Origin of the sequence: Halothiobacillus neapolitanus c2 (assembly GCF_000024765.1) — a bacterium.
Lineage (GTDB): Bacteria > Pseudomonadota > Gammaproteobacteria > Halothiobacillales > Halothiobacillaceae > Halothiobacillus > Halothiobacillus neapolitanus.
The window spans coordinates 2032867-2059413 of sequence record NC_013422.1 but is presented as its reverse complement, the minus strand read 5'-3'; the positions used below and the strand labels follow the sequence as shown (position 1 = coordinate 2059413).

The window sequence follows — 26547 nt, the reverse complement described above, 5'->3', positions numbered from 1 at the left end:
GGTGGTCGCTCTATCGGGCGATGATTTTGACTGTGATAGCATGGCGCGCAGTTTTTTCGTAAAAAATGATGATCGTGGGGAATCAGCATGATTGCAGGTGTTTTTCCGGGACAGGGCTCGCAGTCCATTGGTATGAGTAGTGGCTGGGGGGGGCATCAGGCTCTGGCCGAAGCCGTCTATCGCGAGGCCGGCGACGTGCTGGATTTTGATTTGTGGGCCTTGGTGGCAAATGGGGATGCGCAAGAACTCAACCGCACAGAAATCACCCAGCCCGCCATGTTGGCTGCCGATGTGGCGGCGTGGCGTATTTATCTGGCCGCAGGCGGGCACAGGCCGATTGCATTGGCCGGGCACAGTCTGGGCGAGTATGCCGCGCTCGTGGCAGCAGAAAGTATCGACTTTGCCGATGCGGTGGCCCTTGTGTTCGAACGGGGACGTCTAATGCAGGCCGCCGTTGCACCCGGCGCCGGCGCCATGGCAGCGCTGTTGGGGCTGGCCGATGAAGCGGTTCTGAGCGTTTGTGCCGAGGCTGCACAAGGGCAGGTTTGCGAAGCGGTGAACTTCAATTCGCCCGGGCAGGTGGTCATTGCCGGTGACGCGCCTGCCGTAGCGCGAGCTGAGGAATTGGCCAAGGCGGCCGGTGCCAAGCGCTTTGTGCCGTTGCCGGTCAGTGTGCCTTCCCATTCGAGTCTGATGATTAACGCCGCGCGCGAACTGGATGCCCATCTGGCCGAGGTGATGATTAAACCGCCCGTGATTCCGGTTCTGCATAACGTCGATGCGCAAACCCACGACGACGCGGTTGCCATCCGTCATGCATTGGTCGAGCAGTTGTACCGCCCGGTACAGTGGGTGGCTTGTGTGCAGGCCCTGCATGGTCGTGGCTGCAACCGTCAGTTCGAGTTTGGCCCCGGTAAAGTGCTGACTGGTCTGGCGAAGCGTATCGAAAAAGGGGTGACCGGCAGCGCCGTTTTCGATGAAGCCAGTCTGGCCGCGGTGATTTCCTGAGCCTCCCCGTTCACTGAACACATATTCGAGAGCCATTTGAGAGGAATAAAGATGAGTAATGAAACAAAAGGTCTGAATGGCAAGGTCGCGTTAGTGACCGGTGCATCCCGCGGCATTGGTGCGGCTATCGCCGAGCAGCTCGCGCAATCGGGTGCGGTGGTGATCGGTACGGCGACCTCGGATTCTGGTGCGGCAGCTATCAACGAGCGACTGGCACCGTTGGGCGGCGCGGGGATGCGTCTTGATGTGACCGATAGTGCGCAAATCGATGCCGTTCTTGCCGAGATCGAGTCCCGTTTCGGCGCCGTGGCCGTGCTGGTCAACAACGCGGGCATCACCCGTGATACCTTGCTTTTGCGCATGAAGGACGATGACTGGTCCGCTATCATCGATACTAACCTCACCTCGGTATTCCGTCTGTCGCAAAAGGTATTGCGCGGCATGACCCGCGCCCGCTGGGGCCGGATTATCTCGATTGCCTCGGTGGTTGGTTCCATGGGGAATGCGGGTCAAACCAATTACGCGGCCGCCAAAGCGGGCCTGATGGGCTTTTCCAAATCATTGGCCCGTGAAGTTGGGGCGCGGAACATCACGGTCAACGTGGTGGCGCCCGGATTCATCGATACCGACATGACGCGTGACCTGCCCGAGGCGCACAAAACGGCATTATTGGCGAATGTGCCTCTGGGGCGGTTGGGCGATCCGGCAGAAATTGCCGGTTGCGTTCGCTTTTTGGCGAGCGACGATGCCGCTTATGTGACTGGTCACACCCTGCACGTCAATGGCGGTATGTACATGAGCTGATCGGTATTGGCCATGAGAATCAGTGGCTTCCGAGACCGTTTTTTAGTTTTTGATCAGGTTGCCCGAGGGCTCTGAAGTTATTTTTATTTTGCGGATTGGCCGGTTTTAACTAGAATGCCTGCCATCTCGGGCAAGAGCCCTTGAACCAATTTGTCTTAAATCGAGGTTGAATCGTTATGAGCACCGTTGACGAACGCGTGAAGAAGATTGTTGTAGAACAGCTGGGCGTTAAGGAAGAAGAAGTCACCAATGAGGCTTCATTCGTTGATGATCTGGGCGCTGATTCTCTCGACACCGTCGAGTTGGTGATGGCTTTGGAAGAGGAATTCGAGTGCGAAATTCCTGACGAAGAAGCTGAAAAAATCACAACCGTACAGTTGGCCATTGATTACATCAACGCCCACAAAGACGCATAACTCGCGGCCCTGGGTTTGTCCCGGGGTCTGGGTGGTTGATTGAACAAAAGGCCGCGCCTTGGGTTATCCCGGCGCGGTTTTTTTATATGAAAAAAGAAAAAATATGGATTTGAACGCATGAGTAAGCAACGTGTGGTGGTGACTGGGTTAGGGGCATTGACTCCTCTGGGTAATACAGTAGCAACCAGCTGGGCTGGCATTCTTGACGGTCGCTCGGGGGTTCGCCGGATCGATCGTTTCGATGTCAGTGCGATGGCTTCGCAAATTGCTGCCACGTTGAACGATTTCGATGTCGCCCAGTTCATTCCCGCAAAAGAAATCAAGAAGATGGAGCCATTCATCCATTACGGCATGGCTGCGGCGATCGAAGCGATCGAGGATGCCGGGCTGATCAGTGACTCGTTGAATTACGATCGTGTCGGTACGCTGATCGGTTCCGGTATTGGTGGCCTTGAGGGTATCGAACGCAACACCATGACACTGGAGCATCAAGGCGCACGGCGTGTGTCGCCATTCTTCGTGCCCGGTGCGATCGTCAACATGGTGTCCGGTCAGCTATCGATCCGCTATGGCTTTCGCGGGCCTAATCTGGCCACCGTTACCGCCTGCGCGGCGGGTACACACAGCATTGGTCAGGCGGCACGCTTGATTGCCTATGGCGATGCGGATGTGATGATTGCCGGCGGCTCCGAAGGCGCCGTTTCTCCGCTGGGCGTGGCCGGTTTCTCCGCTGCGCGCGCGTTATCGACCCGTAACGATGACCCCGAACACGCCTCGCGGCCTTGGGATAAAGACCGTGATGGGTTTGTGCTCGGCGAAGGGGCGGGTGTGCTTGTGCTTGAATCGTATGACCATGCAAAAGCGCGCGACGCCCACATTTACGGTGAGCTAATCGGTTTTGGCATGAGTGCCGATGCTTATCACATGACAGCGCCTTCCGCAGATGGCGACGGCGCGCGTCGTTGTATGCTGGCGGCGATGCAGGATGCCAAGCTCAATCCCGAAGACATCGGTTACGTGAACGCGCATGGCACATCGACGCAAGCCGGTGATATGGCAGAAGTGGCGGCATTGCACGCCGCGTTCGGTGACTACGCCAAACGCTGCCCGGTCAGTTCGACCAAATCCATGACAGGCCACTTGTTGGGAGCCGCGGGTGGAATCGAAGCGGTATTCTCCTTGCTGGCCCTGCGCGACCAAGTGCTGCCACCGACGGTGAATCTGTTTGAGCCATCCGAAGGCTGTGATCTGGATTTCGTGCCGCATACCGCGCGCCAAGTGAGCGGCCTTGATGTGGTTATGTCGAACTCCTTCGGTTTTGGCGGCACCAATGGCACGCTGATTTTCCGGCGCTTATGATCGGCGTGAATCGGTTCTTTCTTTTTCATGTCCAGTAAAGCACCTTCCGCAAGGACGTGTTCACCGGTCATCGAACCAATAGAAGGCCTTACGGCGGCTGATTTTCCTGATCTGCTTGCACAGATGCCCGATCAGTTTTCGCATTTGTTTGCCAGTCTGGCGTCGGGTGCAACGAGTGAGTTTGGGCAGAACAATGCCCGCTGGTCCATCCTGTTTGGCGCAGCCCGCGCCGAATTGCGTCTGGATGCGCAGGATATTCTGCACGCCACAAGCTTGCCGCAATCGTTGACGGCTGAATCTCACTTTCTATCTGCTTTTGCCAAGGCGGTGGCGGCTTTTGCAAGGCCACCGGCGGGTTTTGCGACCGAGCTGCCCTTTGTTGGCGGCTGGAGTTTCTATCTTTCCTATGAACTGGCGGGACAAATCGAACCGAGCCTTGATCTGCCTCGGTTTGCGCCTGCCGATCGGGTCGGTTTTCCAGTTGCCGTGGCGCAATATCACGCCAGCGCGCTGATATACGATCATCTGCATCACAAAACCTGGTTGGTTCATGACGGGCAATCCGCTGATGCGGCCGAATCATTGCGTGCCTGTCTGCGCGCGTTTACGCTCGCCCCGCAAGCCGATGCAGCCCTGGATATTCACGCCTTGCAGGCAGATGACCCCGCGCGTTACCGGTCGGGTGTGCAGCAGGTGTTAGCGTTTTTGCGTGCGGGTGATGTCTTTCAGGCCAATCTATCGCGTGCCTGGCGATTTTCTGCCACTCAAACCGATGCGGGGCTGCGTATCTTCCGCCGTTTGGAACGACATAATCCCGCGCCCTTCGCAGCTTGGTATCGTCTGCCCGAGGGTGAAATCATCAGCTCATCGCCCGAGCGTTTGGTTGATCACCGCGGCGGCCAAGTCTCGACGCGACCGATTGCCGGCACGCGCCGGCGCGATGACGACAGCGTTCGTGATGCGGCGCTGATGGCTGAGTTGCGCGCCCACCCCAAAGAACGCGCCGAGCACGTGATGCTGATCGATCTGGAGCGCAATGATCTTGGCCGCGTGTGCCAGCCGGGCAGCGTTTGCGTAGATGAATTGATGGTGCTCGAATCATTCGCGCATGTGCATCATCTGGTGTCGAATGTCTGTGGGCAATTGCGTCCCGATCAGTCGGTATTCGATCTGCTGGCTGCTACATTTCCGGGCGGCACGATCACAGGTTGCCCCAAGGTGCGTTGCATGGAAATTCTGGCGGAGCTGGAGCAGACCGGCCGTGGCCCTTACACGGGCAGCGTCGGCTATTTGAGTCTGGATGGCCGGATGGACAGCAATATTCTGATTCGAACCGTGTTTTTGGCGAAGGATGGTTTAGGTGAATTTCGAACCGGCGCGGGTATCGTGGCCGATAGCGCCCCTGAGCGTGAATGCACGGAAACCGAAGAGAAAGCGCGCGGCCTGTTGATGGCGCTGACCGGCGCCCACAATGCAGATCAAATGCCGTGACACACTTTGCGCCCTTCACCCCGCAGGATCGCGGTCTGGCCTACGGCGATGGCTTGTTTGAAACGATGCGGCTATCCGGTGGCGGGGTCGCTTGGTGGCCCGAGCATTTTGCCCGAATGAGTTACACCTGTTGCGCGCTGGGCTTGCCGCTACCTGATGAAATCGACGTGCGCACTGCCATTGATTCGGCGGTTGCGCAGAGCGGCAAGACACAGGCTGTGATAAAACTCATGTACACGGCAGGATCGGGGCAGCGGGGCTATCTTCGGGCGGAACCGGTCGAGCCCACACTGGCTGTTTTGATCGGTGATGTGCCTGCGGCGGCTCCGGAATGGTCGATTCAGGGATTAAGCGTTGGTCTGCTCAAGCAATCCGGCGGTATCCCGATACCTGCACTCAGCGGACTCAAGCATCTCAATCGTCTGCCTCAAGTGCTGGCGCGCGCGGCTTGGCCGGAGGGGGTCGATGAGTGCCTGATCCATGACGAGAACGGTCTGATCTTGGGCGGAACGCAAAGCAATTTCTTCTGGCTGGAAAATGGTCGCTGGTTTACGCCGCCGACTCAGGGTTCCGCCATTGCCGGGATAGTTCGTGCCTTGTTGTGTCGTTACCTGGATGTGACGATTGCACCCGTGTCCATCGGCCGCCTGGCTTTAGCTCAGGCCGCTGCGCTCAGCAATTCCGTCCGGGGTGTGCTGCCGATCGGTCGCCTGGCGGGGCGTGTGTTGTCTCTTGATCAATCCAGGGATATGGAGGCGCGTTGGCATCGCCTGTGTGATATTCGGGCTGAAGACGGGGGTAAGCCTGTTGATTCGACCTGGTTCGCTTTGCAGCGCCAGATAGCGGTTCTTGATGGCGGCGGCCGGGCGCGTTGCCGGAAAATGTTTGATGAAATGGCTGAATACTATGAATAGGGCGATCGGTTTTTTGTGGGTCTGGCTGCTCACGATGGGGCTTTTATTCGCCACCGTATGGATGGTCGGCCGGATTGGTGTTTTTCTCACCCAGCCCTTACTGCCCTCAGGCGCTGCGGCGATCACGATTGAAATCCCCAGTGGTGCGGACGCGCGGCAAATCGCTAAAATCGCTGATGCCTCCGGTGCGAGGGTCAATCCGACCGTATTCGTGTGGGCGGCTCGATTGAGTGGTAAAGCGCGCTCAATTCAGGCGGGTGCGTACCAGATTACCGATCAGGATCGGTTGCTCGGTTTTCTCGATCGACTGGTCGAAGGCGATGTGGTGCGTTACCGCATCACCATCCCCGAAGGGGATACCGCCCAGGATTTCCTGAACAAGCTCGCGGCGCAAAAGGAAATAAAACACACGCTGAACGGGCTGGATCAGGCCCAGATCATCGCCGAGATGAATTGGCCGATCACCCATCTCGAAGGTTGGTTGTTCCCCGATACGTATGTATTCACACGCGGCACCACGGACAAAAAGATTCTGCAGGAAGCCTACCGCTCGATGCGGTCTCATCTGGACGCGGCATGGGCGGATCGCGCACCCGGGCTGCCCTTGAAAACGCCCTACGATGCACTGATTCTGGCTTCTATCGTGGAAAAGGAAACCGGCTTGCCCGATGAACGCGCCATGGTGGCGGGTGTATTCATCAACCGATTGAACATCGGAATGCGGTTGCAGACGGATCCGGCTGTCATCTACGGCGTGGCGGAGGCAACTCAGGGACAGGTTGACGAGGACAGTTCGCCACGAAGTCTGACGCTAAGCCAGCTGCGCGCCGATACGCCGTACAATACCTACACCCGCACCGGTTTGCCGCCGACGCCGATTGCCCTGCCATCCGCAGCTGCATTGCAGGCTGTGACGCATCCCGATAAAACGGATGCCCTGTATTTTGTTGCCAATGGCACGGGCGGACACACCTTTTCGCGCACACTGAAAGGACACAATCAAGCCGTGCAGACCTGGCGTAAAATTGAAGATACGCGGGCATCCGAACCGAAAAAAAAGCAATGAACCCAGCAATGACCGAGCATTCATGAACGCACCCGGAATATTTATCACCATCGAGGGTATCGAAGGCGCCGGTAAGTCCACCGCCATTGCGGGTGTGGCCGAGTGGTTTCGTGCCCACGGTCGCGAAGTGGATTGCACACGGGAGCCGGGTGGTACACCAATTGCAGAAGCAATTCGCGAAGTCCTGCTCAATCCGGCAGAGGAAGATCTGGTGCCACCCACTGAGCTTATGCTGATGTTTGCAGCCCGTGCGCAACATGTGGCAGGGCGGATCAAGCCCGGATTGGCGGCGGGCAAGGTGGTGATCAGCGACCGCTTCACTGACTCTTCCCGTGCCTATCAGGGTGCGGGGCGCGGCATGGATCGATCATTGATCGAAACCTTGGCGCAGACGGCAGAGCAGGGCGTTTCACCCGATTTGACCTTGTTGCTCGATCTGCCCGTGGATGTCGGCATGAAACGAGCAGCAGCCCGGCGAGGAGCGGGTGCCCACGACCGATTTGAACGTGAGCGCCATGATTTTTTTGAACGTGTTCGCGCCGGCTTTCTTGAGTTGGCCGGGCAGTCGACGCGCTTTGCCTTGATTGATGCGGCCGCTCCGATTGCGGACGTGCACATGCAGATTCAGACTGAGCTTTCTGCGCGTTTTTTGCTGGGGGGAGGCGACCGTGGCTAGGGCCAGAACCAGCAAGGTAGCCGCCAATAAGGCAATAACCACAAACGCCGTAGACGGTCTTGCGGCAGAATCGCCCTGGCCCATTTCCTCGGTCGGTGTGGCCGAAATGCCCTGGCTTCGGGCACCGTGGGATCGATTTTTGTTGATGCACCGGCAGGATCGACTGCCACATGGCTTGCTGGTTACCGGTGCCTCGGGCTTGGGTTCGCTCACGCTGGCAAGAGAAATGGCAGCGTATTTATTATGCGCCGACCCCGTGACAACGCCGGGGGCTGAACGTGCCTGCGGTCAATGTGCTGCCTGTCGATTGCGCCTCGCGGGCACACATCCCGATATTCAGCTCCTGGTACGTGACAACGCAAGCAAGGATATTTCCGTTGAAGACATTCGGACCTTGATCGAGCGCTTTAGCCTGACGCGTTACGGTCCGCTGCGCGTGGCCTTGATCGAACAGGCCGAGCGCATGAATCGCAGTGCCGCCAACGGGTTGCTCAAATTGCTTGAAGAGCCGCCAGCGGGCAGCTTGTTCCTGATGACATCCGAGCGTGCCGATTTATTGCCGTCCACCATCCGATCACGCATACAGCGATTGACGATGACGGTGCCTCGACGTGCGGTTATTGTCGATTGGCTGACCCAGCGATATGGCCTTTCCACCGAAGAAGCCGAATTGCTCTGGTTCATCGGTGATGACCGGCTGATGGACGGTTCACCGCCTTCGTGGGATTGGCAATCGCCGACAACGGCGTGGGTTCGCTTGATGACGGAGCGCGACCAAGTGCTGCCGGTCGTCAAGCAGTGGCAAACTATTGATCGGGACGTGCTCGCCCGCTGGTTAATGCGGATATGGGTCGAGGTGATGCGGGTGCATTCTGGCCTGCCGACTGAGGCCCCGGCGCCGCTGCAACCGCTCATTCAAAAGCTGGCCGGTGCCCGCTCCAAGTCGCATTGGCTTAAGGTTCATCGCGTCTTGCTCGAATTCCTGCAATCGGCCAGGCATCCATTGAACGAGGAGCTGGCACTGGATCGTCTTGCGCTCGACTTGATCGATCCTGATTTGCCCGCTCGCCTGGTCTGATAGTTTGGTCTGTTAGTTTGGCCTGATCGTCTGGCCTGATAGTCGATGAACCTTGAATTCGGGAACTATTTCGAAGAAACGACGTCCGAACTCGCAGCCCGATTTCACCATAATGTGGTCAGGGTGTGTGCTTTGTTTCTATGCACATAAGTATTTTTGCTGTCGTCGACAGTGGCAGTGTGGTTAAATCTTGGGCTGCGGTTTTGAACTCTTTGGGTCTCCGGCGATATTAATAATGGTTCGCTTGAGACAAACCTGTTCTGCACTGCGCGTGCGTACTTAAAAAAAATCCAATAACGGAGATCATCGAATGAATTTATCTCGTCGGGAATTCCTGCAAATGCTCGCGGCAGCATCTGCAGCGGGTATCAGTCTTGAAACCGCCCAAGCGGGCACTGGCAATCAAACTGTTGCCAATACCGTCAAGGTGAACCGTGCCTCCGGCAACATGTACGAAGTGCCCAAATTCGGTAACGTGCACATTCTGCATTACACCGATACGCACGCGCAGCTCGACCCGATCTATTTCCGTGAGCCGAGCATCAATCTCGGTGTTGGCTCAATGGAGGGGAATGCACCTCATCTCGTCGGCGAGGCCTTCCTGAAGCATTTTGGGTTGAAGCCAAATACGCCAGAGGCGCATGCCTTCACCTGCCTGAACTACGTTGAGGCCGCTAAAAAATTCGGTAAGGTCGGCGGTTACGCGCACCTTTTGACCCTCGTTAAGCACATGAAGGCCCAGCGTCCAGGCGCTTTGGTCCTTGATGGTGGTGATAACTGGCAAGGTACCGGTATGGCGTTGTGGACAAACGCCCAAAGTCAGATCGATACGCAAAAACTGTTTGGTCTGGATGCGTTTACATCGCATTGGGAAGCGACCTACGGCAAAGATCGCATGATGGACGGCATCAAGCAGCTTGAAGCCGCTGGCAACATGACATTCGTTGCTCAGAACATTCGCAACGAAGACTTTGAAGATCGCGTATTCAAGCCGTACATCATTCGTGAACAGAATGGCGTCAAGGTTGCCATTGTGGGCCAGGCATTCCCGTACACACCTATCGCCAACCCGCGTTGGATGACCGAAGGCTGGACATTCGGCATCAACCCGGAAGACATGCAAGACGTTGTCAACAAAGCCCGTAAAGAAGGCGCTGAGTGCGTTGTTGTCCTGTCGCACAACGGCATGGACGTTGACTTGAAGATGGCTGCACAAGTAACGGGCATCGACGCCATTATGGGTGGCCATACCCACGATGCGATTCCGCATCCGACCATCGTCAAAAATGCCGGTGGCAAAACAATCGTCACCAACGCAGGCTCGAATACCAAGTACCTCGGCGTGTTGGACATGGATTTCAAAAACGGCAAATTACAGGATTTCAAATATCACCTGTTGCCGGTCTTTGCTGACTTCATCGAGCCAGATAAAGAAATGCAGGCGCTTATCGACAAGCTGCTTAACCAAGACGTTACCTTCCAAGGTAAAACCTTCAATGTTAAGAAACGTTACGACGAAGTGGTGGCCACCAACGACAGCCTGTTGTACCGCCGTGGTAACTTCACCGGTTCATGGGATCAACTGATCTGTCAGGCCATCATTGACCAGAACGACTGCGAAATCTCATTCTCTCCAGGGGTTCGTTGGGGTACTTCTCTTATTCCGGGCGAGCCGATCAAATACGGCGATCTGATGACCGAAGTCGGTTTGACCTATCCAAACGTCACCGTGAATGAGTTCACCGGCGAGCAAATCAAGGGTATTCTCGAAGACGTCTGCGATAACATCTTCAACAAAGACCCGTACTACCAGCAAGGTGGCGACATGGTTCGCGTTGGTGGCATGACCTATGCCTGCGCGCCGAACGAAGTCAAAGGCAAGCGTATTTCCGAAATGGCGCTCGGCGGCAAACCGCTGGATCCGAACAAGAAGTACAAGGTCGCTGGCTGGGCTTCCGTTGCCAAACCGGGTGAAATTCCGGGCGACACCGGCAAGATGATCTGGGATCAGGTTGAAACTTGGTTGCGGGACAAGAAGCACATCAAGCCCGTCAAGATCAACGAGCCGCGTTTGATCGGTGTTAAAGGTAATCCAGGTTTGACTAACTGCTGAGCCTAGGACAGATGGCTTCAGCGCTAAGTTGAAGCCGCGCTCTTGAAATTAATAAGCCCCGCTTTTGCGGGGCTTTTGTCGTCTATGTCGTCTGAAAAACACCGAGAGTGCGGTTTTTTCGATATTCGGCATAAGGCAGTACTCGGCCGTGCATGGCTATGTAAATACCGGGTGGCGGGTTGGCGGCAGCGAATCCGAGTGTCAGGCCCAAATGAAGCGAGGCTTCGACAGGATCAATCTCCGCTGGTCGCATGGCTCCCGTGATGACAATGACCCGGTTCAGGTTTTCTTCATCCAGGAACAGGGCGGTTTCATGCATCGTGTCGGTGCCATGAATGATGATGACGGGTGCTGAATTGAATGCAGGGAGTGAATTTCGGATGGATGCACAAATTAATGCCCGGTCAGACTGTGTCATATCCAGGCTGTCCTTGTGGATTAAACCGATCAGGTGCATATCGAGATTTGGCGAAGCTGAATGCAGGAGTTCTTCGATCGTTCGCTCGTCGTTTGCGACAGTCAGTAGACCGGTCAACGGCTGGTATCGTTTGTTGAAAGTACCGCCGGTATTGATGATGACAACAGGGAATGACGATGGGCTGTTTGATGTCGACATGCTTCTCTGCTCGATCAGTTGAGTCGGAAATTGGGTATCTGATTGAAAATATAGACAATCAATTGAGGATGAACTCCGATTGGAGTGAATGCGTCGTGCATGTTCAAGTGCTTTTGTCTATTAATTAATTTAGAATGCAAAGCGATTTTGCTTTACGGTGGTTGCGTGTTGTCAGCACTGTATTCGCTGATCGGTTCGAACCTCAAGAAAAGAATTCATTATGAGCGATCCCATGCATTTCCGTTATCTCATCGAATCCGTTACAAAATCGGGTGCGCGTTTTCGTCCGAGTGACTGGATTGATCGTTTGGCCAGTTGGGATGCCACGTTTGATTTGCACCGACTGGTGTTTTCCGACCGCTTGCATCCAGCTTCTTTGGACGGGCAGAAAGTGCTTGCTATCGAGCCTGAGTTGCAAACCCAGAACCCTGCGATGTTCGACTCGGTGCTGCAATTCGTCGAGCGCAATAATCTCAAAATTCATATCCAGTACGATGATGGGCGCTTGGAAGATTATGTTCCCCCGTCTGCATCGGTCGATACCCAAGCCGATATTTAGGCCAAATAATACTTTTAGGTTTCAGAGATTATGAGTTCATCCTCGCCGCGCGTGGGTTTTGTCAGCTTGGGCTGTCCAAAGGCTCTGGTTGATTCCGAGCGAATCCTGACCCAACTCCGCGCCGAAGGCTATGCATTATCGAGTGATTATCAGGATGCTGAACTCGTTATCGTGAATACCTGCGGTTTCATTGACTCGGCCACGCAAGAGTCGCTGGATGCGATCGGCGAAGCTTTAACCGAGAACGGTAAAGTCATCGTGACAGGTTGTTTGGGCGCACGGGACGAGGGCGAGCTGATTCGTCAGACACATCCGAGCGTGCTCGCGATCACCGGTCCACAGGCTTACGGCGAAGTGATGGGCGCGGTGCATCAATATTTGCCGCCACGGCATGATCCCTTCGTCGATTTGATGCCAGCGCCTCGCGTTCAGACGGAAGTCTCGGATTTCGAATCCAAGGTCGGAATCAAACTCACCCCTCGGCATTACGCTTATCTGAAAATATCCGAAGGCTGCAACCATCGTTGCAGCTTCTGCATCATTCCGAGCATGCGGGGCGATCTCGTGAGCCGCCCTGTGGGTGAGGTACTTACCGAAGCCCAGAACTTGGTAAATGCTGGGGTGCGCGAATTGCTGGTCGTCTCGCAGGATACCAGCGCGTATGGTCTGGATACGCGCTACAAGCTCGATTTCTTTGGCGGCAAACCGGTCAAGACCCGTTTCAAGGAGCTGGCGGCCGAATTGGGGCAGATGGATGCCTGGATTCGACTGCATTATGTCTATCCCTACCCGCATGTGGATGAGGTCATTCCGCTGATGGCCGAGGGATTAGTTCTGCCTTATCTTGATATCCCGTTCCAGCATGCCAGCCCGCGGATTCTCAAGGCGATGAAGCGCCCGGCCTCCAGTGAGAACGTGCTGGCGCGAATCCGTACATGGCGAGATGTCTGCCCCGACCTGACCTTACGTTCGACCTTTATCGTCGGCTTCCCTGGCGAGACCGAGGATGACTTCCAGCAATTGCTCGATTTTCTTGATGAAGCGCAGCTTGATCGAGTCGGTGCCTTTACCTACTCGCCTGTCGAGGGCGCTACGGCAAATCAGTTGGCCAAGCCGGTGCCGGAGTCGCTCAAGCAGGAGCGACTTGAGCGATTTATGGCCAAACAGGCCGAAATCAGTGCGGCAAAGTTGGCCGTCAAGGTAGGCCAGCGCATGGCTATTCTGATCGACGAAGTGGACGAATCCGGCGCTGTGGGGCGCGGCCCCGGCGATGCACCGGAAATCGATGGCGTCGTCTTTCTGCCGGACGTTACCGATGTGCGTCCTGGTGACTTCGTCGAGGTTGAAATCACGGCCGCTGACGAGCACGACCTTTGGGCTTCACCGTGCGACTGATCGCGCTTTAGGGTACGAAACGGCGTTCATGGCAGGTGTCACAGAACAGACGTTCAGTTCTGCTATTGTGTCGTTCCACCGGGATGAGTTGGGCGATTGGTTCGCCCGATTGGCGTGTGGTCACCATCAGCATACCCGTCATCAACCACCTTGGATCAATCGCCCGTGGATTGAAACCGAAGCCGGAAGGCGGTCGATGGTCGGTAAGGCGTTGGTCTGTAAAAAATGTGCTCAAGGCTTGCCGGCCGATGACATCCCGCCCGAATAAACCACTCATGAATGAAGGCTTGTGAATGAACACGCGCGCATTTGTCCCTCTGAATATTGCTGTGTTGACGGTATCGGATACCCGCTCTCTTGCGAATGACCCATCGGGTGATCTATTGCAGGGGCGGGTGGTTGATGGTGGGCACCGGTTGTTTGACCGGCAGATCGTTCGTGATGACAAGTACGCGATTCGTGCGGTGGTTTCGGCCTGGATTCACGATCCGGAGTGCCAGGCGATCATTACGACGGGCGGTACCGGGCTGACCGGTCGCGATGGCACGCCAGAAGCTGTGATACCTCTGCTCGACAAGGAAATCGAGGGTTTCGGTGAACTCTTCCGGTGGTTATCCTTCCAGTCGATCGGGACGTCAACACTGCAGTCCCGTGCCACTTCGGGTGTTGCCAACGGTACCTACCTGTTCGTGCTACCCGGATCGACCAGCGCCTGTCGAGATGCCTGGGATCAAATTATTCATGCTCAGTTGGATTTCCGTACCCAGCCATGCAATATGGTTGAGTTGATGCCACGATTGAACGAGCAGTAATTAATGAATGTAAATACTGGGAGTTGTTCGCGGGCCGAGCACTATTCGGATGCCTCCCCCAGAGCCCTGTTTGCAGTGAGTTCGCTGGGGCTGGGACATGCCACCCGCAGCCTCGTTTTAATCCATGCGTTTCTGGCCGATGGCTACCGGGTTACGGTTATTTCAACGGGCAATGCGTTGGCCTTCATGCGCCTGGAGCTGGCCGATCACCCCGCTGTCGAATGGCAGGATTGGCCTGATTATCCACCGCTGGAACGCGGGACTGGTTGGCGGTTCTACGCTTATCTTGCGCTTGATCTGTTCACCACTTGGCGACGAATCCGCGAAGAACACCATCGGTTTGAATCCATTGCCTGTGATTATGATTTTGTATTCAGCGACGGGCGTTACGGCATGTACAGTCGCTGGGTTCCCTCATTCATTCTGTCTCATCAAATTGCCTTCATTCCGCCCAAGGGGTTGCAGGAAGTCAGCTGGATGAGCGATCACCTCAACGTGGCCGCGCTCAAGCAGTTCGACCGGATTTTTATTCCGGATTTCCCCTGCCCGAGCCTGAATCTAGCCGGGAATCTTTCACATACGCCCGTTTTGCAGAACACCCGCCGTGAATATGTCGGGATTCTGTCGTCCTATCCGCATCAGGAGCTTGAGCAGGATATCGACTACCTGTTCGTGATCAGCGGCTATCTGCACGAGCACAAGGGGGCGTTTGTCCGTGATCTGCTTGAGCAGGCGCAAGCTTTGCCCGGCAAGAAGGTTTTTGTCCTTGGGGATGCGAACGCTGATCCGGCACAGTATCGGGACGCACTCTCTGACGATCTCGAAGTGCATCCGCTGGCGACGGGTGATCTAAGGCAGGAATTGTTCGGTCGTGCCAAATGCATTATCTCTCGAGCCGGGTACACCACGGTGATGGATCTGGTCGAGCATGATAAGCGCGCGCTTCTTATTCCAACGCCGAATCAAACGGAGCAGGAATACTTGGGCTACTACCTCGGTAGTCTTAAATATTTCGTCAGCCGGAATCAGTCCGAAGCATTCGATCTTGCCGCCGCTTTGGCGCAAACAGAAGACACGCGGCTCTTTGAGGCACCCTGGCGGACGCAGGAAGCGGTGCGCCGCATACAGTCATCAATGAGCGATGCGCTCCACAAGAACTTTTTCTCGGTGATAGTGCCCGCACATAACGAGGCGGCGGTACTGGCGGAAACGTTGGACAGTCTCCTTGCACAAAGCTATCCAGCAAATCGAATGGAAATCATCATCGTGGAAAATGGCTCAACCGATGAAACCTGGGCGATTGCTGAACGGTATGCGGCGCTATCTGACGGCAACCTGTCGATTCGTGCTCTGCAAAGCGAGAAGGGCGTTTCCAAGGCCAAGAATGTGGGCTTGGCGGCCATGAGTGTGCATTCTGATTGGGTAATCTTTTGTGATGCCGACACGCAGTTGGCACCCAAAGCCTTGCGTCAGTTCAACCGCTGGATCAATCAGCATGGCTCCGAGAGTCTCGCAGTGGGAACAACGCGTGTACGACCCCTGAGCGTTAATCGTGTGTATGTGCGGTTGTGGTTCAGGGCCTATGACTTGATTCATCGACTGACGCGCAGCTCTTACTCCATACAGTTGGCGCGTTCGCCAATTGCGCGCGGGATCGGTTTTCGTCCGGAATTGAGTTTTGCAGAAGATCTGACATTCATCAGTGAGTGTCGTCGCTATGGCCGGTTTTTCTATATTCCCAGCGATCAGGTGGCGACATCGACCCGGCGATTTGAAGCCCAAGGCTATCTGAAGCAAAGCCTGAAATGGTTGTTCGAGGCGCTGATGCCCATGCGGATGAAGCGGAAACGAGGATACGATGTCATTCGCTGATCTTGCATCATTCGAGCAGGCGATTCCTTTTCTTCAACAACATCAACATACAGCCTACGTCATTCTGTTTTGCGGGGCTTTGTTTGAAACGCTGATCCCGTTTTCCCTGATTGTGCTGGGTGAGGTTTTCTTCCTGTCGGGAGCCGTACTAGCCGGGTTGGGCGTTCTCGATGTTTGGATGGTCATGCTTGTTCTGTTCAGTGGCGGGATTCTGGGCGACAACTTGAGCTACTGGCTTGGCTATCGTTATGGCAATGGCCTGATTGAACGATTGCAGCATTGGCCATTGATCGGGCGAATGGTTCACCAGGAGAACTACGAAAAGGGGGTGGCCTTTTTCGAAAAGCGAGGCGCTTCTGCCGTTTTTATTGCGCGTTTAAGTGGGCCGTTATCCTGGATAACGCCGACTCTGGCCGGAATTTTTCGCTTGAACTACGGCACGTTTGTTCGCTTCAATACCCCGGCTGTGATTATCGGAATCAGCCAGTTCATTATTCTGGGCTATTTCTTCGGTAGTTATATTCGCCCTTTACTGAATTGGGCACATCAGTACGGGCCGGCACTTGCTCTGATTGTTGTCGGACTGATCGCTGCTTTTTTTCTGTTGCGCCGTTTTTTTTCCTGGCGCCAGCGCAGTGAACGGACGCGAGAAGAAATCATTCAGTTCATCCTGCGTCATTTCGGTTTGTCACTGTTGATCGGCGGGTGCGTCTTTATTGGTGTGATGATCCTGATCTGAGGACAAATAAAAAAGCCAGCGTACGCTGGCTTTTTCTCGTTCAGTCGGTGCGCTTACTTGCGCAGGGCAGGTCCGTTAATTTCAAGGCCATTATCGATGTAAGCCAAGAAGTATTCCAGATCAAGCATATTTGATGAGTATTGCTTGAACGGGATGGTGCGCGTGTCGCGCATGCAACCAAACAGGCGCTTGTTCAAAGTGAACATTCCCTGCTTGCTGTAACGGAAAACAGGGAATCCTGTTGTGTTGCCAATACCCGTATGCAGCGTTTCTGATCGAGCCATTTGTGTGGCGTGGTACATATGGCAATCGGCGCAAGAGAAATTCAGTTGGCCCGTTTTGCGGAAAAACATGTGCTTGCCGTTGTTGAATGCCGCTACCGCTTTAGGATCGTTGGGGACTTTCACATCAACTTTCAGCCCTTGGGACATGCTGGACAGGTAAGCAGAAACATTGGCGAGGTCCTTGTACCCCTTTTTGGAACCCAGTGACTTGTCCTTAGGCACCCCGGCGTTTAGTTGGCAATTAATCAAATCCGATTCCAGATCATGAACCTTGCCATCCTTGGTATTAAAGTAAGGGTATTTGGCGCGCAAACCTTTTGCATCCCCTACACATGAAGAGAGGGGTTTGCCATTGGGCAGGCGGTAGTCTTCCCAAAATTTCTTACCCGCGGCGATGTAGTCATCCTGAGGTGGGAACTGCATCATGTCTTGGTACTGGCTGAACGCATCCTTATCAAAGGCATACACACCCATGTTGTACTTATCGTGCGGGATCTGCGGAAAATTTTTATAAAAATAGTCGCGGTATTCTTGAGCGAACTTTGCAGGATCACTGGGGTTGTTTAGTGGATTGAAATTATTAGCGGCTGATGGGGCGTTGTTGTCTGCGGCCATAGCAGTGCCAACACCAGTTCCGATGGCGGCAATAAGTAATGTTGTAACTAGCTTTTTCATGCTAACGAGCTCCTCGTAAAATGTTGATTTGCGTTCGCTGCGCTTAAAGGGTGTACAGATAGTCGACGACTTTCTCAATCTGTTCCTTGGTCAGGATCTTGTGGTCACCAAAGGGTGGCATGATCACGCCGCGACCAAACTTTTTGCGTGGATCCCAAATCACATCAAAAAGCTCTTGCTTCTTGGGATAGCGAATTTTCATCGCAATCAGGGCTGGGCCGATGTTACCGGGCTGGGTGCCGTCGGCTATTTTATGGCAGGCGAGGCAATTTCCCTCGCTTTTAGTAAAGGCAATTGACTTGCCCTCTTCCTGATTTTTGGTGAGGGCCGAGTCTGCTGCAAAGGCCTGTCCTGCAACGAGGAGGCTTGCCGCTACAGCTATTACTGAGCCAGCTTTTGTTAGTGCTTGAATCTTTGGTGTCATTATCATCCTCTCCTCTTAAGGCGCGCTTGGTGCCAAGATGGTTTTGGTGGTCTTCTTGTCATTTGACCCTATCACTTTAGTAGTAATGCGGCTTGAGACAAATAAAAAAATTTTTATACAGACATGGTTTATTTCTGTTTCTGAGCTGGGATCAATATTAGGATATGGCGATATTCCGTCTGCTATTTTTGTAAAAACAAACAAACATCACGAGTTTTGCATGAAATGCATCATATTTTTCAATATTCTGAATGTTTATCCCGAGCAGAACAACTTTTGATCAATGCCTCGTGGGCATTTACAGAGTCAACAGGTTGCTTGAAGTTTCATGATAAATCATGTGCGTGGGGATGTTCTGGCTGGATGTGCGTTGATCTTGATTCATTCAGGTGGTGCTGTTCCTGAATTTAGCTACTGGGCACCTCGAAATACCCGTGATTCGTCGTTCCCGCGAAAGCGGGAACCCAGAAAAATCAAGGCGCTGGATTCCCGCCTACGCGGAAATGACGGGTTTTTCGTGTAATCCTGCTGCTGATCGATAGGTATTGAAGTCGCATTCCCTTGTCGCGCACATTTTCAAATGTCGGCTGTGCTCGGGATTTGAAATTTGTATGTGATGAAAAATATTTTGGATGTGGGTGTGTGATCGATTGTGGTATCAATAGTAGTTTGGTAGAGATTACCCCGATGATTGGGTGCGTGCTGGCTTGAGGCGCGAAATCTCAACGAGATATGAAGGGGTGCCGGTTTTTGGCGAGTGCCTTGGAATTTTTTACATTTGTTTTGAGTGAGTATCGGAATGTCCAGTTTTAAGAATATCGCACCGGAAGAATTGCAGAGCCGCCTCAACGAGGTGTTGCTGATTGATGTTCGCGGACCTTCGGAAACGGCGCGGGGCATCATCCAGGGAGCCAAGCTGATCCCCCTGCATCTTGTCCCCATGAATGTCGACCAATTCAAAAGTGAAAAGGATGTGGTCATCTACTGCCACAGCGGCGCCCGTTCCGCTCAGGCATGTCATTTTCTGGCCGGTCAGGGCCTGACCGGATTGCATAACCTTGAAGGTGGTGTAATGTACTGGGCGGGTTCGGGGCTTACTTTGGTTGCTCCCGAGTAATCAGTGGAAGTCATCGACGCTCGAGGTTTGCGCTGCCCCATGCCATTGCTGCGTGCTCGCCGATTTCTGTCAACGATTGCGCCCGGCGAGGTCGTCCAGATATGGGCAACCGATTTGGGAGCGCCCGCTGATTTCGAAGCCTATTGCGCGCAGACCGGCCATGAACTGATTGGCGTGGAGCGCGAAGCCGCTGCGCCGGAGTTCTTCAAAATCACCTTGGCTAAATGTTCGTGAGTAATCCCGCTTCCCATAGGGATCAAAGCTCCGACAGAACGGGCATGGCTCTTATTCTCTCTCGCGATGATCCGGGTTCTGTACGTGCGGCGTTGTCGCTCTCGCTCGCCGCAATTGCAGCAGAAGATGCCGCCGTAATTTTCTTCACACAAACCGGTGTCCGGTTTTTACAGCAAGAGGTGCAGGATGCCACACTTGCCGAAATGCGATTGATGGCTCAGGAGGAGGGTGTTCGGTTGGTCGCATGTTCTGACTCCGTGCTGGAGCTTGGGCTGCGGCCGGATATGTTGATTCCCGGAGTGGAGTTGGCCGGAGCTTTGAGCTTCTATCAGCTTGCCCGCCAAGTGGCCGTCTCTCTGTACATATAACGTTTGGGGTGTTTCTGATCCGTCGGGACGGTTTTTTGATAAATATTAAGGATTTTTCAGGGGTGGTTTGATGATGAAGTCTGCGCGTATTTTGTTTTGGGTCATTCTGTCTGGAATGATTATGCCTTCAGTGTCTACAGCTGCTGGCTTGCAGCCTTTTGTTGAGGGCTCGACAATTTCCTCTCCGTTGGCTGACGCGGATAAAGCGGTTCAGTCCAAGTTGGTTAAGGGTGGATTCGACGTGGTCGGGCATTACTCGCCCGTGAAGAATGTCATCGTGCTCTCGATCAGTAGTCCGGCCATGTTGAAAACGGCTTCGGAAACCCCGCGCGGGGGCTACGGTGCTGCGCTAAGTATTTCCCTTGAGGAGCATGAGGGTAAAACTTTTGTAACCTACATGAATCCGCCTTATGTGGCTGCCGGTTATCGCTTGGCGTCAGATAATGAATCAATTGCCAAGGCATTGGCGGGCATTCTGGGCGCGGAAAAAACCTTTGGTGCCAAACCGCGGACAGCAAAACAGTTGGCTGATTACCAATACGGATTCGGCATGGAAACCTTTAATGATCCGGTCGATTTGGGTGGTTATCCTGGCTTTACCACGGCGGAGCAGAAAATTTCCAGTCGACTTGCGGCCAAAAAAGAGGGTGTCGGCCTGGTATATAAAATAAAGATTCCGGGTAAGGACCAGGAGGTGTTTGGTATTGATCTGTCTGGAGTCAAGGACAGGAATGCCAACGGAGTTGCGCTGGTTGATTCGGTTGATAGCGGCATGCCACATCGCTACGCTTTTCTGCCTTACGAGGTGCTTTTGAACAACAAGGAAGCAGAGGCACTGAACCTGCGCTTCCGCATGGCGCTTTTCTTCCCTGATTTGCCGATGATGGGCGGTGACGCCTCCTTCTTTAAGCTGCGCAGCTCGCCGGATGCGATCAAGAAAGTGTTGCAAAAAGCGATGGGCGGGGCCCTGGTTACAAATTCTGATAATGGCTTTGGCGGGATGTAAACGCGCAGATTTTTCCCTTTCAATTTGAGCGACGGTCTTGTGGCCGTCCGTGTGAATTTTTAGAGAAATAAAGTCAGCGATGCAATTTGGTTCATATCCAGCTATATTACAAGGCTCAGATTAAATGCCTGTTTCCATAAATTGGTCGGCTACGGTGGCTTTACACGCCAGAGTGTCCGCTGGTTTGACAGGCTTCTTGAGGCGCTCGTGTGGCGCCCCATAAAATCAGGCATTGGGCTGATCGCTGCGCTTAGGTGCACATGGTCGGACAATGCCTTGTCTTTCAATAAAAAAATAAGAGAGAACGCTCGTGGAATTGTCCGGTGGTCAAATCCTGGTGGAATGCTTGAAAGCTGAAGGGGTAGAGGCCGTGTTCGGCTATCCCGGTGGCGCCGTTCTACACATTTATGATGCTTTGTTCCAGCAGGAGCAGGTTCAACATATTCTGGTTCGTCATGAGCAGGGTGCCGTGCATATGGCAGATGGCTATGCGCGTGCCACCGGCAAACCCGGTGTCGTACTGGTGACGTCCGGACCCGGTGCGACCAATGCCGTCACCGGTATTGCGACAGCGCACATGGATTCGATTCCACTGGTGATCATCACTGGGCAGGTACCAACCAGCCTCATCGGCAATGATGCGTTTCAGGAAGTCGATAGCGTCGGCATTACACGCCCTTGCGTCAAACACAACTTTTTGGTCAAGGATGTCCGCGATTTGGCCGAGACGATGAAAAAGGCCTTTTATATTGCCACGACCGGACGGCCAGGGCCGGTTGTAGTGGATATTCCCAAGGATGTGACCGACCCCAGAGTGCTGATACCGTTCGAATATCCCCAATCTGTTTCTTTGCGTTCCTATCACCCGACGGTGAAAGGCCATACCGGTCAGATTCGCAAGGCGATCGACCTGATTGTCAACGCCGAACGGCCGATGATCTATTCCGGTGGCGGCGTCGTAATCGGGCGTGCGGCAGAGCAGTTGACCCGGTTTGCTCGCCTGCTCAATTATCCGATCACGAATACCTTGATGGGATTGGGCGCGTACCCGGCAAGTGACCGTCAGTTCCTTGGCATGCTGGGTATGCACGGCACCTATGAAGCGAACATGGGAATGCATCACTGCGACGTGCTCATCGCCATCGGCGCGCGCTTCGATGATCGGGTGACGGGCAATCTCGCCAAGTTTTGTCCGACCGCCAAGATCGTGCACATCGATATCGATCCGGCATCTATTTCCAAGAATGTGGTTGTAGACGTGCCAATTGTCGGTTCGGTCAAGTCCGTTCTCGAAGAAATGCTGCCTTTGATCGAAGACGCGGGTGGTGCCAAGCAGAAAGATGCGATTGCCGCCTGGTGGTCGCAAATCGAGCAGTGGCGGGATATGCGTTGCCTGGACTACAAGACCAACGGTGAGGTGATCAAGCCTCAGTATGTGGTGCAGAAAGTCTGGGAAATCACCAAGGGAGACGCGTTCGTGGCTTCCGACGTAGGGCAGCATCAGATGTGGGCCGCCCAGTACTATGGTTTCGACAAGCCGAACCGTTGGATAAACTCCGGTGGTTTGGGCACGATGGGTTTTGGTTTGCCGGCGGCACTGGGGGCCAAGTTTGCATTCCCTGACGAAGAAGTCGTTTGTGTGACGGGCGAAGGCAGTATCCAGATGTGTACGCAGGAGTTGTCCACCGCATTGCAGTACCATCTGCCCATCAAGGTCGTGAGCCTCAACAACCGCTATCTTGGCATGGTCCGTCAGTGGCAGGAGTTCTTCTACTCCGGCCGTTATGCCATGAGTTACATGGAAGCCCTGCCGGATTTCGTCAAACTGGCGGAGTCTTATGGTCATGTAGGTATGCGGATCGAAAAGGCATCCGACGTTGAAGGCGCGTTGCGCGAAGCGTTCGCCATGCGTGATCGTCTGGTGTTTATGGATTTCCAGACCGACCCGACCGAGAACGTTTACCCGATGGTGCCTGCCGGTGCCGGTTTGAATGAAATGATTCTGGTATAAGACATGCGGCACATCATCTCCATATTGATTGAAAACGAAGCAGGGGCCCTGTCACGGGTTGCCGGTTTATTTTCCGCACGCGGTTACAACATTGAATCGCTTTGCGTTGCACCCACCGTCGACGAAACCTTGTCGCGGATGACCTTGGTTACGCGCGGTGATGAACAGATCATCGAGCAGATCATCAAGCAACTCAACAAGTTGATTGATGTAATCAAGGTTCAGGATATGGCAGATGCGCCCCACATCGAGCGTGAACTCATGCTGATCAAGGTGCAGGCTGTCGAGCGCTATCGGGATGAGGTCTACCGTCTGGCCGAAATCTTCCGTGGCCAAATTATCGATGTCAGCGAATCGAGCTACACCATCCAAATGGTGGGGCCGGGGCACAAGCTTGATGCGTTTCTCGCCGCTCTGGGAGAAATTCCGGTGGTTGAGATTGTTCGATCTGGTGCGCTTGGGGTTGCCCGTGGCCCACGCGGCATGTCCGTGCCTGAAGCCTGACATCCCCTTATCTGATTTTTTATCCGACTTTATTTTTTGGAGAATTTTCCATGCAAGTTTATTACGACAAAGACTGTGACCTGACGCTGATCCAGGGCAAGAAAGTCGCCATTATCGGTTATGGTTCTCAAGGCCATGCGCATGCCCTTAACCTTAAGGATTCTGGCGTGAGCGTTGTCGTTGGCCTGCGTCCGGGCTCTACCTCGGCGCGCAAGGCTCAAGCTGAAGGTCTGACCGTTCTGCCTGTCGGTGAAGCCGTTGCCGCCGCCGATGTGATCATGATTCTGACGCCCGACGAGTATCAGTCTGCCATCTATCGTAACGACATCGAACCGAATCTCAAGCAAGGCGCTACATTGGCCTTCGCTCATGGCTTCGCCATCCTGTACAACCAGGTTGTGCCGCGTGCCGACCTTGATGTCATCATGATCGCGCCGAAGGCACCGGGCCACACCGTGCGCTCCGAGTTCGTTCGTGGCGGCGGCATTCCCGATCTGATCGCCGTCCATCAGGATGCCAGCGGCACAGCCAAGGCGACTGCATTGTCCTACGCATCTGCTGTTGGCGGCGGTCGTACCGGCATCATCGAAACCACGTTCAAAGACGAAACCGAAACGGATCTGTTCGGCGAGCAGGCCGTTCTGTGCGGCGGTACGGTCGAGCTGGTTAAAGCGGGCTTTGAAACACTGGTCGAAGCCGGTTATGCGCCAGAAATGGCTTATTTCGAATGCTTGCACGAACTCAAATTGATTGTTGATCTCATGTACGAAGGCGGCATCGCTAACATGAACTACTCGATTTCCAACAATGCTGAGTATGGTGAGTACGTGACGGGTCCTCAGGTGATCAATGCCGAATCGCGTCAGGCCATGCGCGAAGCACTGGCGCGCATTCAGTCGGGTGACTACGCGAAGGCCTTTATCTCAGAAGGTGCGACCAACTACCCATCAATGACAGCGCGTCGTCGCCAGAATGCAGCACATGAGATTGAGCAGACCGGTGCAAAGCTACGCAGCATGATGCCGTGGATTACTGCCAACAAGATCGTCGATAAAGACCGTAATTAATCTGATCGTTTTTTGCTGAGCTAGCCCCGGTCCTTGCGGGATCGGTCCAACCCAAACAAAGGCCTACCCTTGTGAGATGCCTGCCGTTTGGGTTTTTTATTTGAGGGGGGATCTGCTCGCTGCATGATCGTCACATTCTTTGTTTAGAATGCCCCCAACCAACTGAATAAGGTGACCACATGATGGATCAAGAATCGGAAAAGCATTTGGAGCCGGATAGCCATATGACGGATGACGAGGCGCCAAAACATCGCCGCAAGGCCATTTATCTGTTGCCGAATCTCTTTACAACAGGCGCGCTTTTTGCCGGTTTTTTTGCGATTTTGCGCGCCATTCAAGGTGATTTCGAACAGGCGGCCATGGCTGTATTCGTGGCCATGATCCTCGATGGCCTGGACGGCCGCGTGGCGAGGCTGACCAATACCCAGTCGGATTTCGGGGTGCAGTATGACTCCCTGTCCGATGTCATTTCCTTTGGCCTGGCTCCGGCGGTGATCATCTTTCAGTGGAGCTTGAACGGCATAGATGACCGTTGGGGAATGCTGGGCGCTTTTGTGTTCGTCGCGGCCGCTGCGGTTCGTTTGGCGCGTTTCAACGTTCAGGTGGAAACCGTCGACAAGAAGTACTTTGTTGGTCTGGCCTCACCCGCCGCCGCCGCTGTGCTGATGGGGATGGTCTGGTTCTTCGAAGAGCACGGCATCCCTTTTCAGGAAAATATCGGTTGGGTCTGGATTATTACCGTCGTCACCGGGCTATTGATGGTATCGAGCATGCCGTACTACAGTTTCAAGAGCGTGAGTCCGCAGATTCGAGTTTCGTTCTTGAGCGTACCCTTGTTGATTCTGGTGTTTGTGCTCGCGCTGAAAGACTTTCCTCTTACCCTATGGCTGATTGCCTCTGCCTATGCGCTGTCGGCACCACTGTGGTTCATCGCACGCCGAGTGCAGAAACTGCGAAGAAAATCGTCGTGAATGCCTGATTTCTTTTGCATGATCACAAAAAAAGCCCGGTCGACCCGGGCTTTTGATTATCAAGGCGATCAGTGGATGGATTGATTGTACTGCTGAATGCCGACAATCAACCAATCACCCTGAGCTGAGTCCGCTGTATGGCGAACATGCCAGATTTCAGCGATGGGCTCAGGCTGGCCGTAATCCTCGCGCACCATGCCCTGAAAGAGAACCGATGCCACAATCGAGTCGCCTTCACGGCTCAAGTCCAGTAGCTGTGCGTTCAGGCTTTGTACTTCGGTCACGTTGTTTTCGTCACCGATACGGGCACGCTCGCGCGCCAGTTCAAGAAACAACTCAGGGGTGAAGTATTCCTGCATGGTTTTGAGATCGTTGGCATCCCAGGCACGTTGCAGATTGGTGAAATGCGCCTTGGCGCCCTGCAGGAAGGAATCTTCGTTGAACCAGGCTGGCGCATTCGGGAGCGGTGCTTGTGCAGAGCCGGCGCTGGAATTTGAAAACGAACCGATGCTTGACGGTTGCGGTGCCTGATCAGCCATTGTGCCCGCTGTTGAGCGCGCGTACGGCGAAGCCGCAGACTGGCTGGATTTGCGCAGTGCCCGGATCAGCATGAACGCACCGAGAGCAAACAGGGCAATGATGATGAAATCCATCGGCTTGAGGCCATCAAATGCGCCGCCAAAAAACATGGCCGCCAGCAGACCGCCCGCCGCCAAACCCGCCAAGGGCCCGAGCCATCGGCTGGCGCCACCTGCGGCGGGTGCGGTAGAACGAGTCGGGGTGCTCGCCGGACTTGTTGGTGTCGTCGCTTCACGGCTGAAACTTTGCTTTTGCGAGCCAAAGTTAGCGCCGCCCCCGATTCGCTTCGCTTCGGCTGTTTGCAGACCAGCAGCAAACAGTACGCCGAGGCTCACCACCATGACAGTGAAAAGAACAGTCAGTTTTTTGGCAAACATTAGAGAACCCTT

General features: G+C 54.4%; 28 protein-coding genes. 24 read left to right on the top strand and 4 right to left on the bottom strand.

Translation table 11 applies throughout. From position 1 onward, the window contains the following. The first annotated feature begins 87 nt into the window (after window positions 1-87). The 10 genes from fabD to soxB all read left to right on the top strand — a co-directional run bounded on the left by fabD (window position 88) and on the right by soxB (window position 10925). Window positions 88-1008, top strand: a complete 921-nt coding sequence (fabD, locus tag HNEAP_RS09575; RefSeq protein WP_012824780.1) for an ACP S-malonyltransferase — start codon at window positions 88-90, stop codon at window positions 1006-1008. Between the two features lie 51 nt (window positions 1009-1059). Then, window positions 1060-1812 carry a 3-oxoacyl-ACP reductase FabG gene (gene fabG / locus HNEAP_RS09570; RefSeq protein ID WP_012824779.1) on the top strand — a complete coding sequence of 251 codons (753 nt, stop codon included), beginning with the start codon at window positions 1060-1062 and terminating at the stop codon, window positions 1810-1812. 176 nt (window positions 1813-1988) lie between these two features. Then, window positions 1989-2228, top strand: coding sequence for an acyl carrier protein (gene acpP / locus HNEAP_RS09565; RefSeq protein WP_012824778.1), 240 nt, complete (start codon window positions 1989-1991; stop codon window positions 2226-2228). A 117-nt stretch (window positions 2229-2345) separates the two neighbouring features. Next, the gene (gene fabF / locus HNEAP_RS09560; protein WP_012824777.1) at window positions 2346-3587 is read left to right on the top strand and encodes a beta-ketoacyl-ACP synthase II; all 1242 of its coding nucleotides are present in this window, start codon (window positions 2346-2348) and stop codon (window positions 3585-3587) included. A gap of 27 nt (window positions 3588-3614) precedes the next feature. Then, window positions 3615-5078: an aminodeoxychorismate synthase component I gene (locus tag HNEAP_RS09555; protein WP_012824776.1), complete on the top strand. Its 1464-nt coding sequence runs from the start codon at window positions 3615-3617 to the stop codon at window positions 5076-5078. Continuing rightward, window positions 5075-5992: an aminotransferase class IV gene (locus HNEAP_RS09550; protein WP_012824775.1), complete on the top strand. Its 918-nt coding sequence runs from the start codon at window positions 5075-5077 to the stop codon at window positions 5990-5992. Before HNEAP_RS09555 ends, HNEAP_RS09550 begins: the two co-directional genes overlap by 4 nt. Beyond that, window positions 5985-7058, top strand: coding sequence for an endolytic transglycosylase MltG (gene mltG / locus HNEAP_RS09545; RefSeq protein WP_049772521.1), 1074 nt, complete (start codon window positions 5985-5987; stop codon window positions 7056-7058). Before HNEAP_RS09550 ends, mltG begins: the two co-directional genes overlap by 8 nt. A 22-nt stretch (window positions 7059-7080) precedes the next feature. Continuing rightward, window positions 7081-7734, top strand: coding sequence for a dTMP kinase (tmk, locus tag HNEAP_RS09540; protein ID WP_012824773.1), 654 nt, complete (start codon window positions 7081-7083; stop codon window positions 7732-7734). Further along, the gene (locus HNEAP_RS12350) at window positions 7727-8812 is read left to right on the top strand and encodes a DNA polymerase III subunit (protein WP_012824772.1); all 1086 of its coding nucleotides are present in this window, start codon (window positions 7727-7729) and stop codon (window positions 8810-8812) included. The genes tmk and HNEAP_RS12350 overlap by 8 nt, the downstream gene beginning before the upstream one ends. Window positions 8813-9122: 310 nt before the next feature. Beyond that, window positions 9123-10925, top strand: a complete 1803-nt coding sequence (gene soxB, locus HNEAP_RS09530) for a thiosulfohydrolase SoxB (protein WP_012824771.1) — start codon at window positions 9123-9125, stop codon at window positions 10923-10925. Window positions 10926-11007: 82 nt separating this feature from the next. Here the strand turns inward: soxB and HNEAP_RS09525 are convergent, their stop codons facing one another. Continuing rightward, window positions 11008-11541 (bottom strand): asparaginase domain-containing protein, encoded by a 534-nt coding sequence (locus tag HNEAP_RS09525; protein WP_012824770.1) that lies wholly within the window; start codon window positions 11539-11541, stop codon window positions 11008-11010. Window positions 11542-11761: 220 nt separating this feature from the next. Here HNEAP_RS09525 and HNEAP_RS09520 point away from each other — a divergent pair, with 220 nt between their 5' ends. From HNEAP_RS09520 to HNEAP_RS09495, 6 genes are read left to right on the top strand one after another with little or no spacing between them, the layout of a single operon-like run. Continuing rightward, entirely contained in the window at window positions 11762-12100 is a 339-nt protein-coding gene (locus tag HNEAP_RS09520) for a DUF3579 domain-containing protein (protein WP_208107189.1), read from the top strand. 30 nt (window positions 12101-12130) lie between these two features. Then, window positions 12131-13495 carry a 30S ribosomal protein S12 methylthiotransferase RimO gene (gene rimO, locus HNEAP_RS09515; protein ID WP_012824768.1) on the top strand — a complete coding sequence of 455 codons (1365 nt, stop codon included), beginning with the start codon at window positions 12131-12133 and terminating at the stop codon, window positions 13493-13495. Continuing rightward, window positions 13386-13763, top strand: a complete 378-nt coding sequence (locus tag HNEAP_RS13075) for a DUF3565 domain-containing protein (RefSeq protein ID WP_336433111.1) — start codon at window positions 13386-13388, stop codon at window positions 13761-13763. The genes rimO and HNEAP_RS13075 overlap by 110 nt, the downstream gene beginning before the upstream one ends. Before the next feature lie 25 nt (window positions 13764-13788). Continuing rightward, window positions 13789-14307, top strand: a complete 519-nt coding sequence (gene moaB, locus HNEAP_RS09505; RefSeq protein ID WP_012824766.1) for a molybdenum cofactor biosynthesis protein B — start codon at window positions 13789-13791, stop codon at window positions 14305-14307. 3 nt (window positions 14308-14310) lie between these two features. Then, the gene (locus HNEAP_RS12345) at window positions 14311-16179 is read left to right on the top strand and encodes a glycosyltransferase (protein WP_012824765.1); all 1869 of its coding nucleotides are present in this window, start codon (window positions 14311-14313) and stop codon (window positions 16177-16179) included. Beyond that, window positions 16166-16918, top strand: a complete 753-nt coding sequence (locus tag HNEAP_RS09495; protein WP_012824764.1) for a DedA family protein — start codon at window positions 16166-16168, stop codon at window positions 16916-16918. Before HNEAP_RS12345 ends, HNEAP_RS09495 begins: the two co-directional genes overlap by 14 nt. Window positions 16919-16971: 53 nt before the next feature. On the opposite strand, the gene soxA is transcribed toward HNEAP_RS09495, so the two are convergent. Beyond that, a complete protein-coding gene (gene soxA, locus HNEAP_RS09490) occupies window positions 16972-17877 on the bottom strand; it encodes a sulfur oxidation c-type cytochrome SoxA (RefSeq protein ID WP_012824763.1) in 906 nt (301 codons plus the stop codon). Window positions 17878-17920: 43 nt separating this feature from the next. Further along, window positions 17921-18301: a sulfur oxidation c-type cytochrome SoxX gene (gene soxX / locus HNEAP_RS09485; protein ID WP_012824762.1), complete on the bottom strand. Its 381-nt coding sequence runs from the start codon at window positions 18299-18301 to the stop codon at window positions 17921-17923. A 799-nt stretch (window positions 18302-19100) separates the two neighbouring features. Here soxX and HNEAP_RS09475 point away from each other — a divergent pair. The 8 genes from HNEAP_RS09475 to pssA all read left to right on the top strand — a co-directional run bounded on the left by HNEAP_RS09475 (window position 19101) and on the right by pssA (window position 25579). Beyond that, on the top strand, window positions 19101-19418 hold the full coding sequence (locus HNEAP_RS09475; protein ID WP_012824761.1) for a rhodanese-like domain-containing protein: 318 nt from the start codon (window positions 19101-19103) through the stop codon (window positions 19416-19418). Between the two features lie 3 nt (window positions 19419-19421). After that, a complete protein-coding gene (locus tag HNEAP_RS09470) occupies window positions 19422-19652 on the top strand; it encodes a sulfurtransferase TusA family protein (protein ID WP_012824760.1) in 231 nt (76 codons plus the stop codon). 44 nt (window positions 19653-19696) lie between these two features. Then, complete coding sequence (locus HNEAP_RS12340; protein ID WP_049772520.1) at window positions 19697-20020, top strand: DsrE family protein; 324 nt, start codon at window positions 19697-19699, stop codon at window positions 20018-20020. Window positions 20021-20090: 70 nt separating this feature from the next. After that, the gene (locus tag HNEAP_RS09460; RefSeq protein WP_012824758.1) at window positions 20091-21026 is read left to right on the top strand and encodes a hypothetical protein; all 936 of its coding nucleotides are present in this window, start codon (window positions 20091-20093) and stop codon (window positions 21024-21026) included. Between the two features lie 310 nt (window positions 21027-21336). Next, window positions 21337-23037 carry an acetolactate synthase 3 large subunit gene (locus HNEAP_RS09455; protein WP_012824757.1) on the top strand — a complete coding sequence of 567 codons (1701 nt, stop codon included), beginning with the start codon at window positions 21337-21339 and terminating at the stop codon, window positions 23035-23037. A 3-nt stretch (window positions 23038-23040) separates the two neighbouring features. Next, on the top strand, window positions 23041-23541 hold the full coding sequence (gene ilvN, locus HNEAP_RS09450; RefSeq protein WP_012824756.1) for an acetolactate synthase small subunit: 501 nt from the start codon (window positions 23041-23043) through the stop codon (window positions 23539-23541). 50 nt (window positions 23542-23591) lie between these two features. Next, complete coding sequence (gene ilvC, locus HNEAP_RS09445; protein ID WP_012824755.1) at window positions 23592-24608, top strand: ketol-acid reductoisomerase; 1017 nt, start codon at window positions 23592-23594, stop codon at window positions 24606-24608. 179 nt (window positions 24609-24787) lie between these two features. Further along, window positions 24788-25579, top strand: coding sequence for a CDP-diacylglycerol--serine O-phosphatidyltransferase (gene pssA, locus HNEAP_RS09440; RefSeq protein WP_012824754.1), 792 nt, complete (start codon window positions 24788-24790; stop codon window positions 25577-25579). 68 nt (window positions 25580-25647) lie between these two features. Here pssA and HNEAP_RS09435 read toward each other — a convergent pair whose 3' ends face one another. Next, a complete protein-coding gene (locus HNEAP_RS09435; protein WP_012824753.1) occupies window positions 25648-26535 on the bottom strand; it encodes a Tim44 domain-containing protein in 888 nt (295 codons plus the stop codon). Window positions 26536-26547 lie beyond the last annotated feature (12 nt).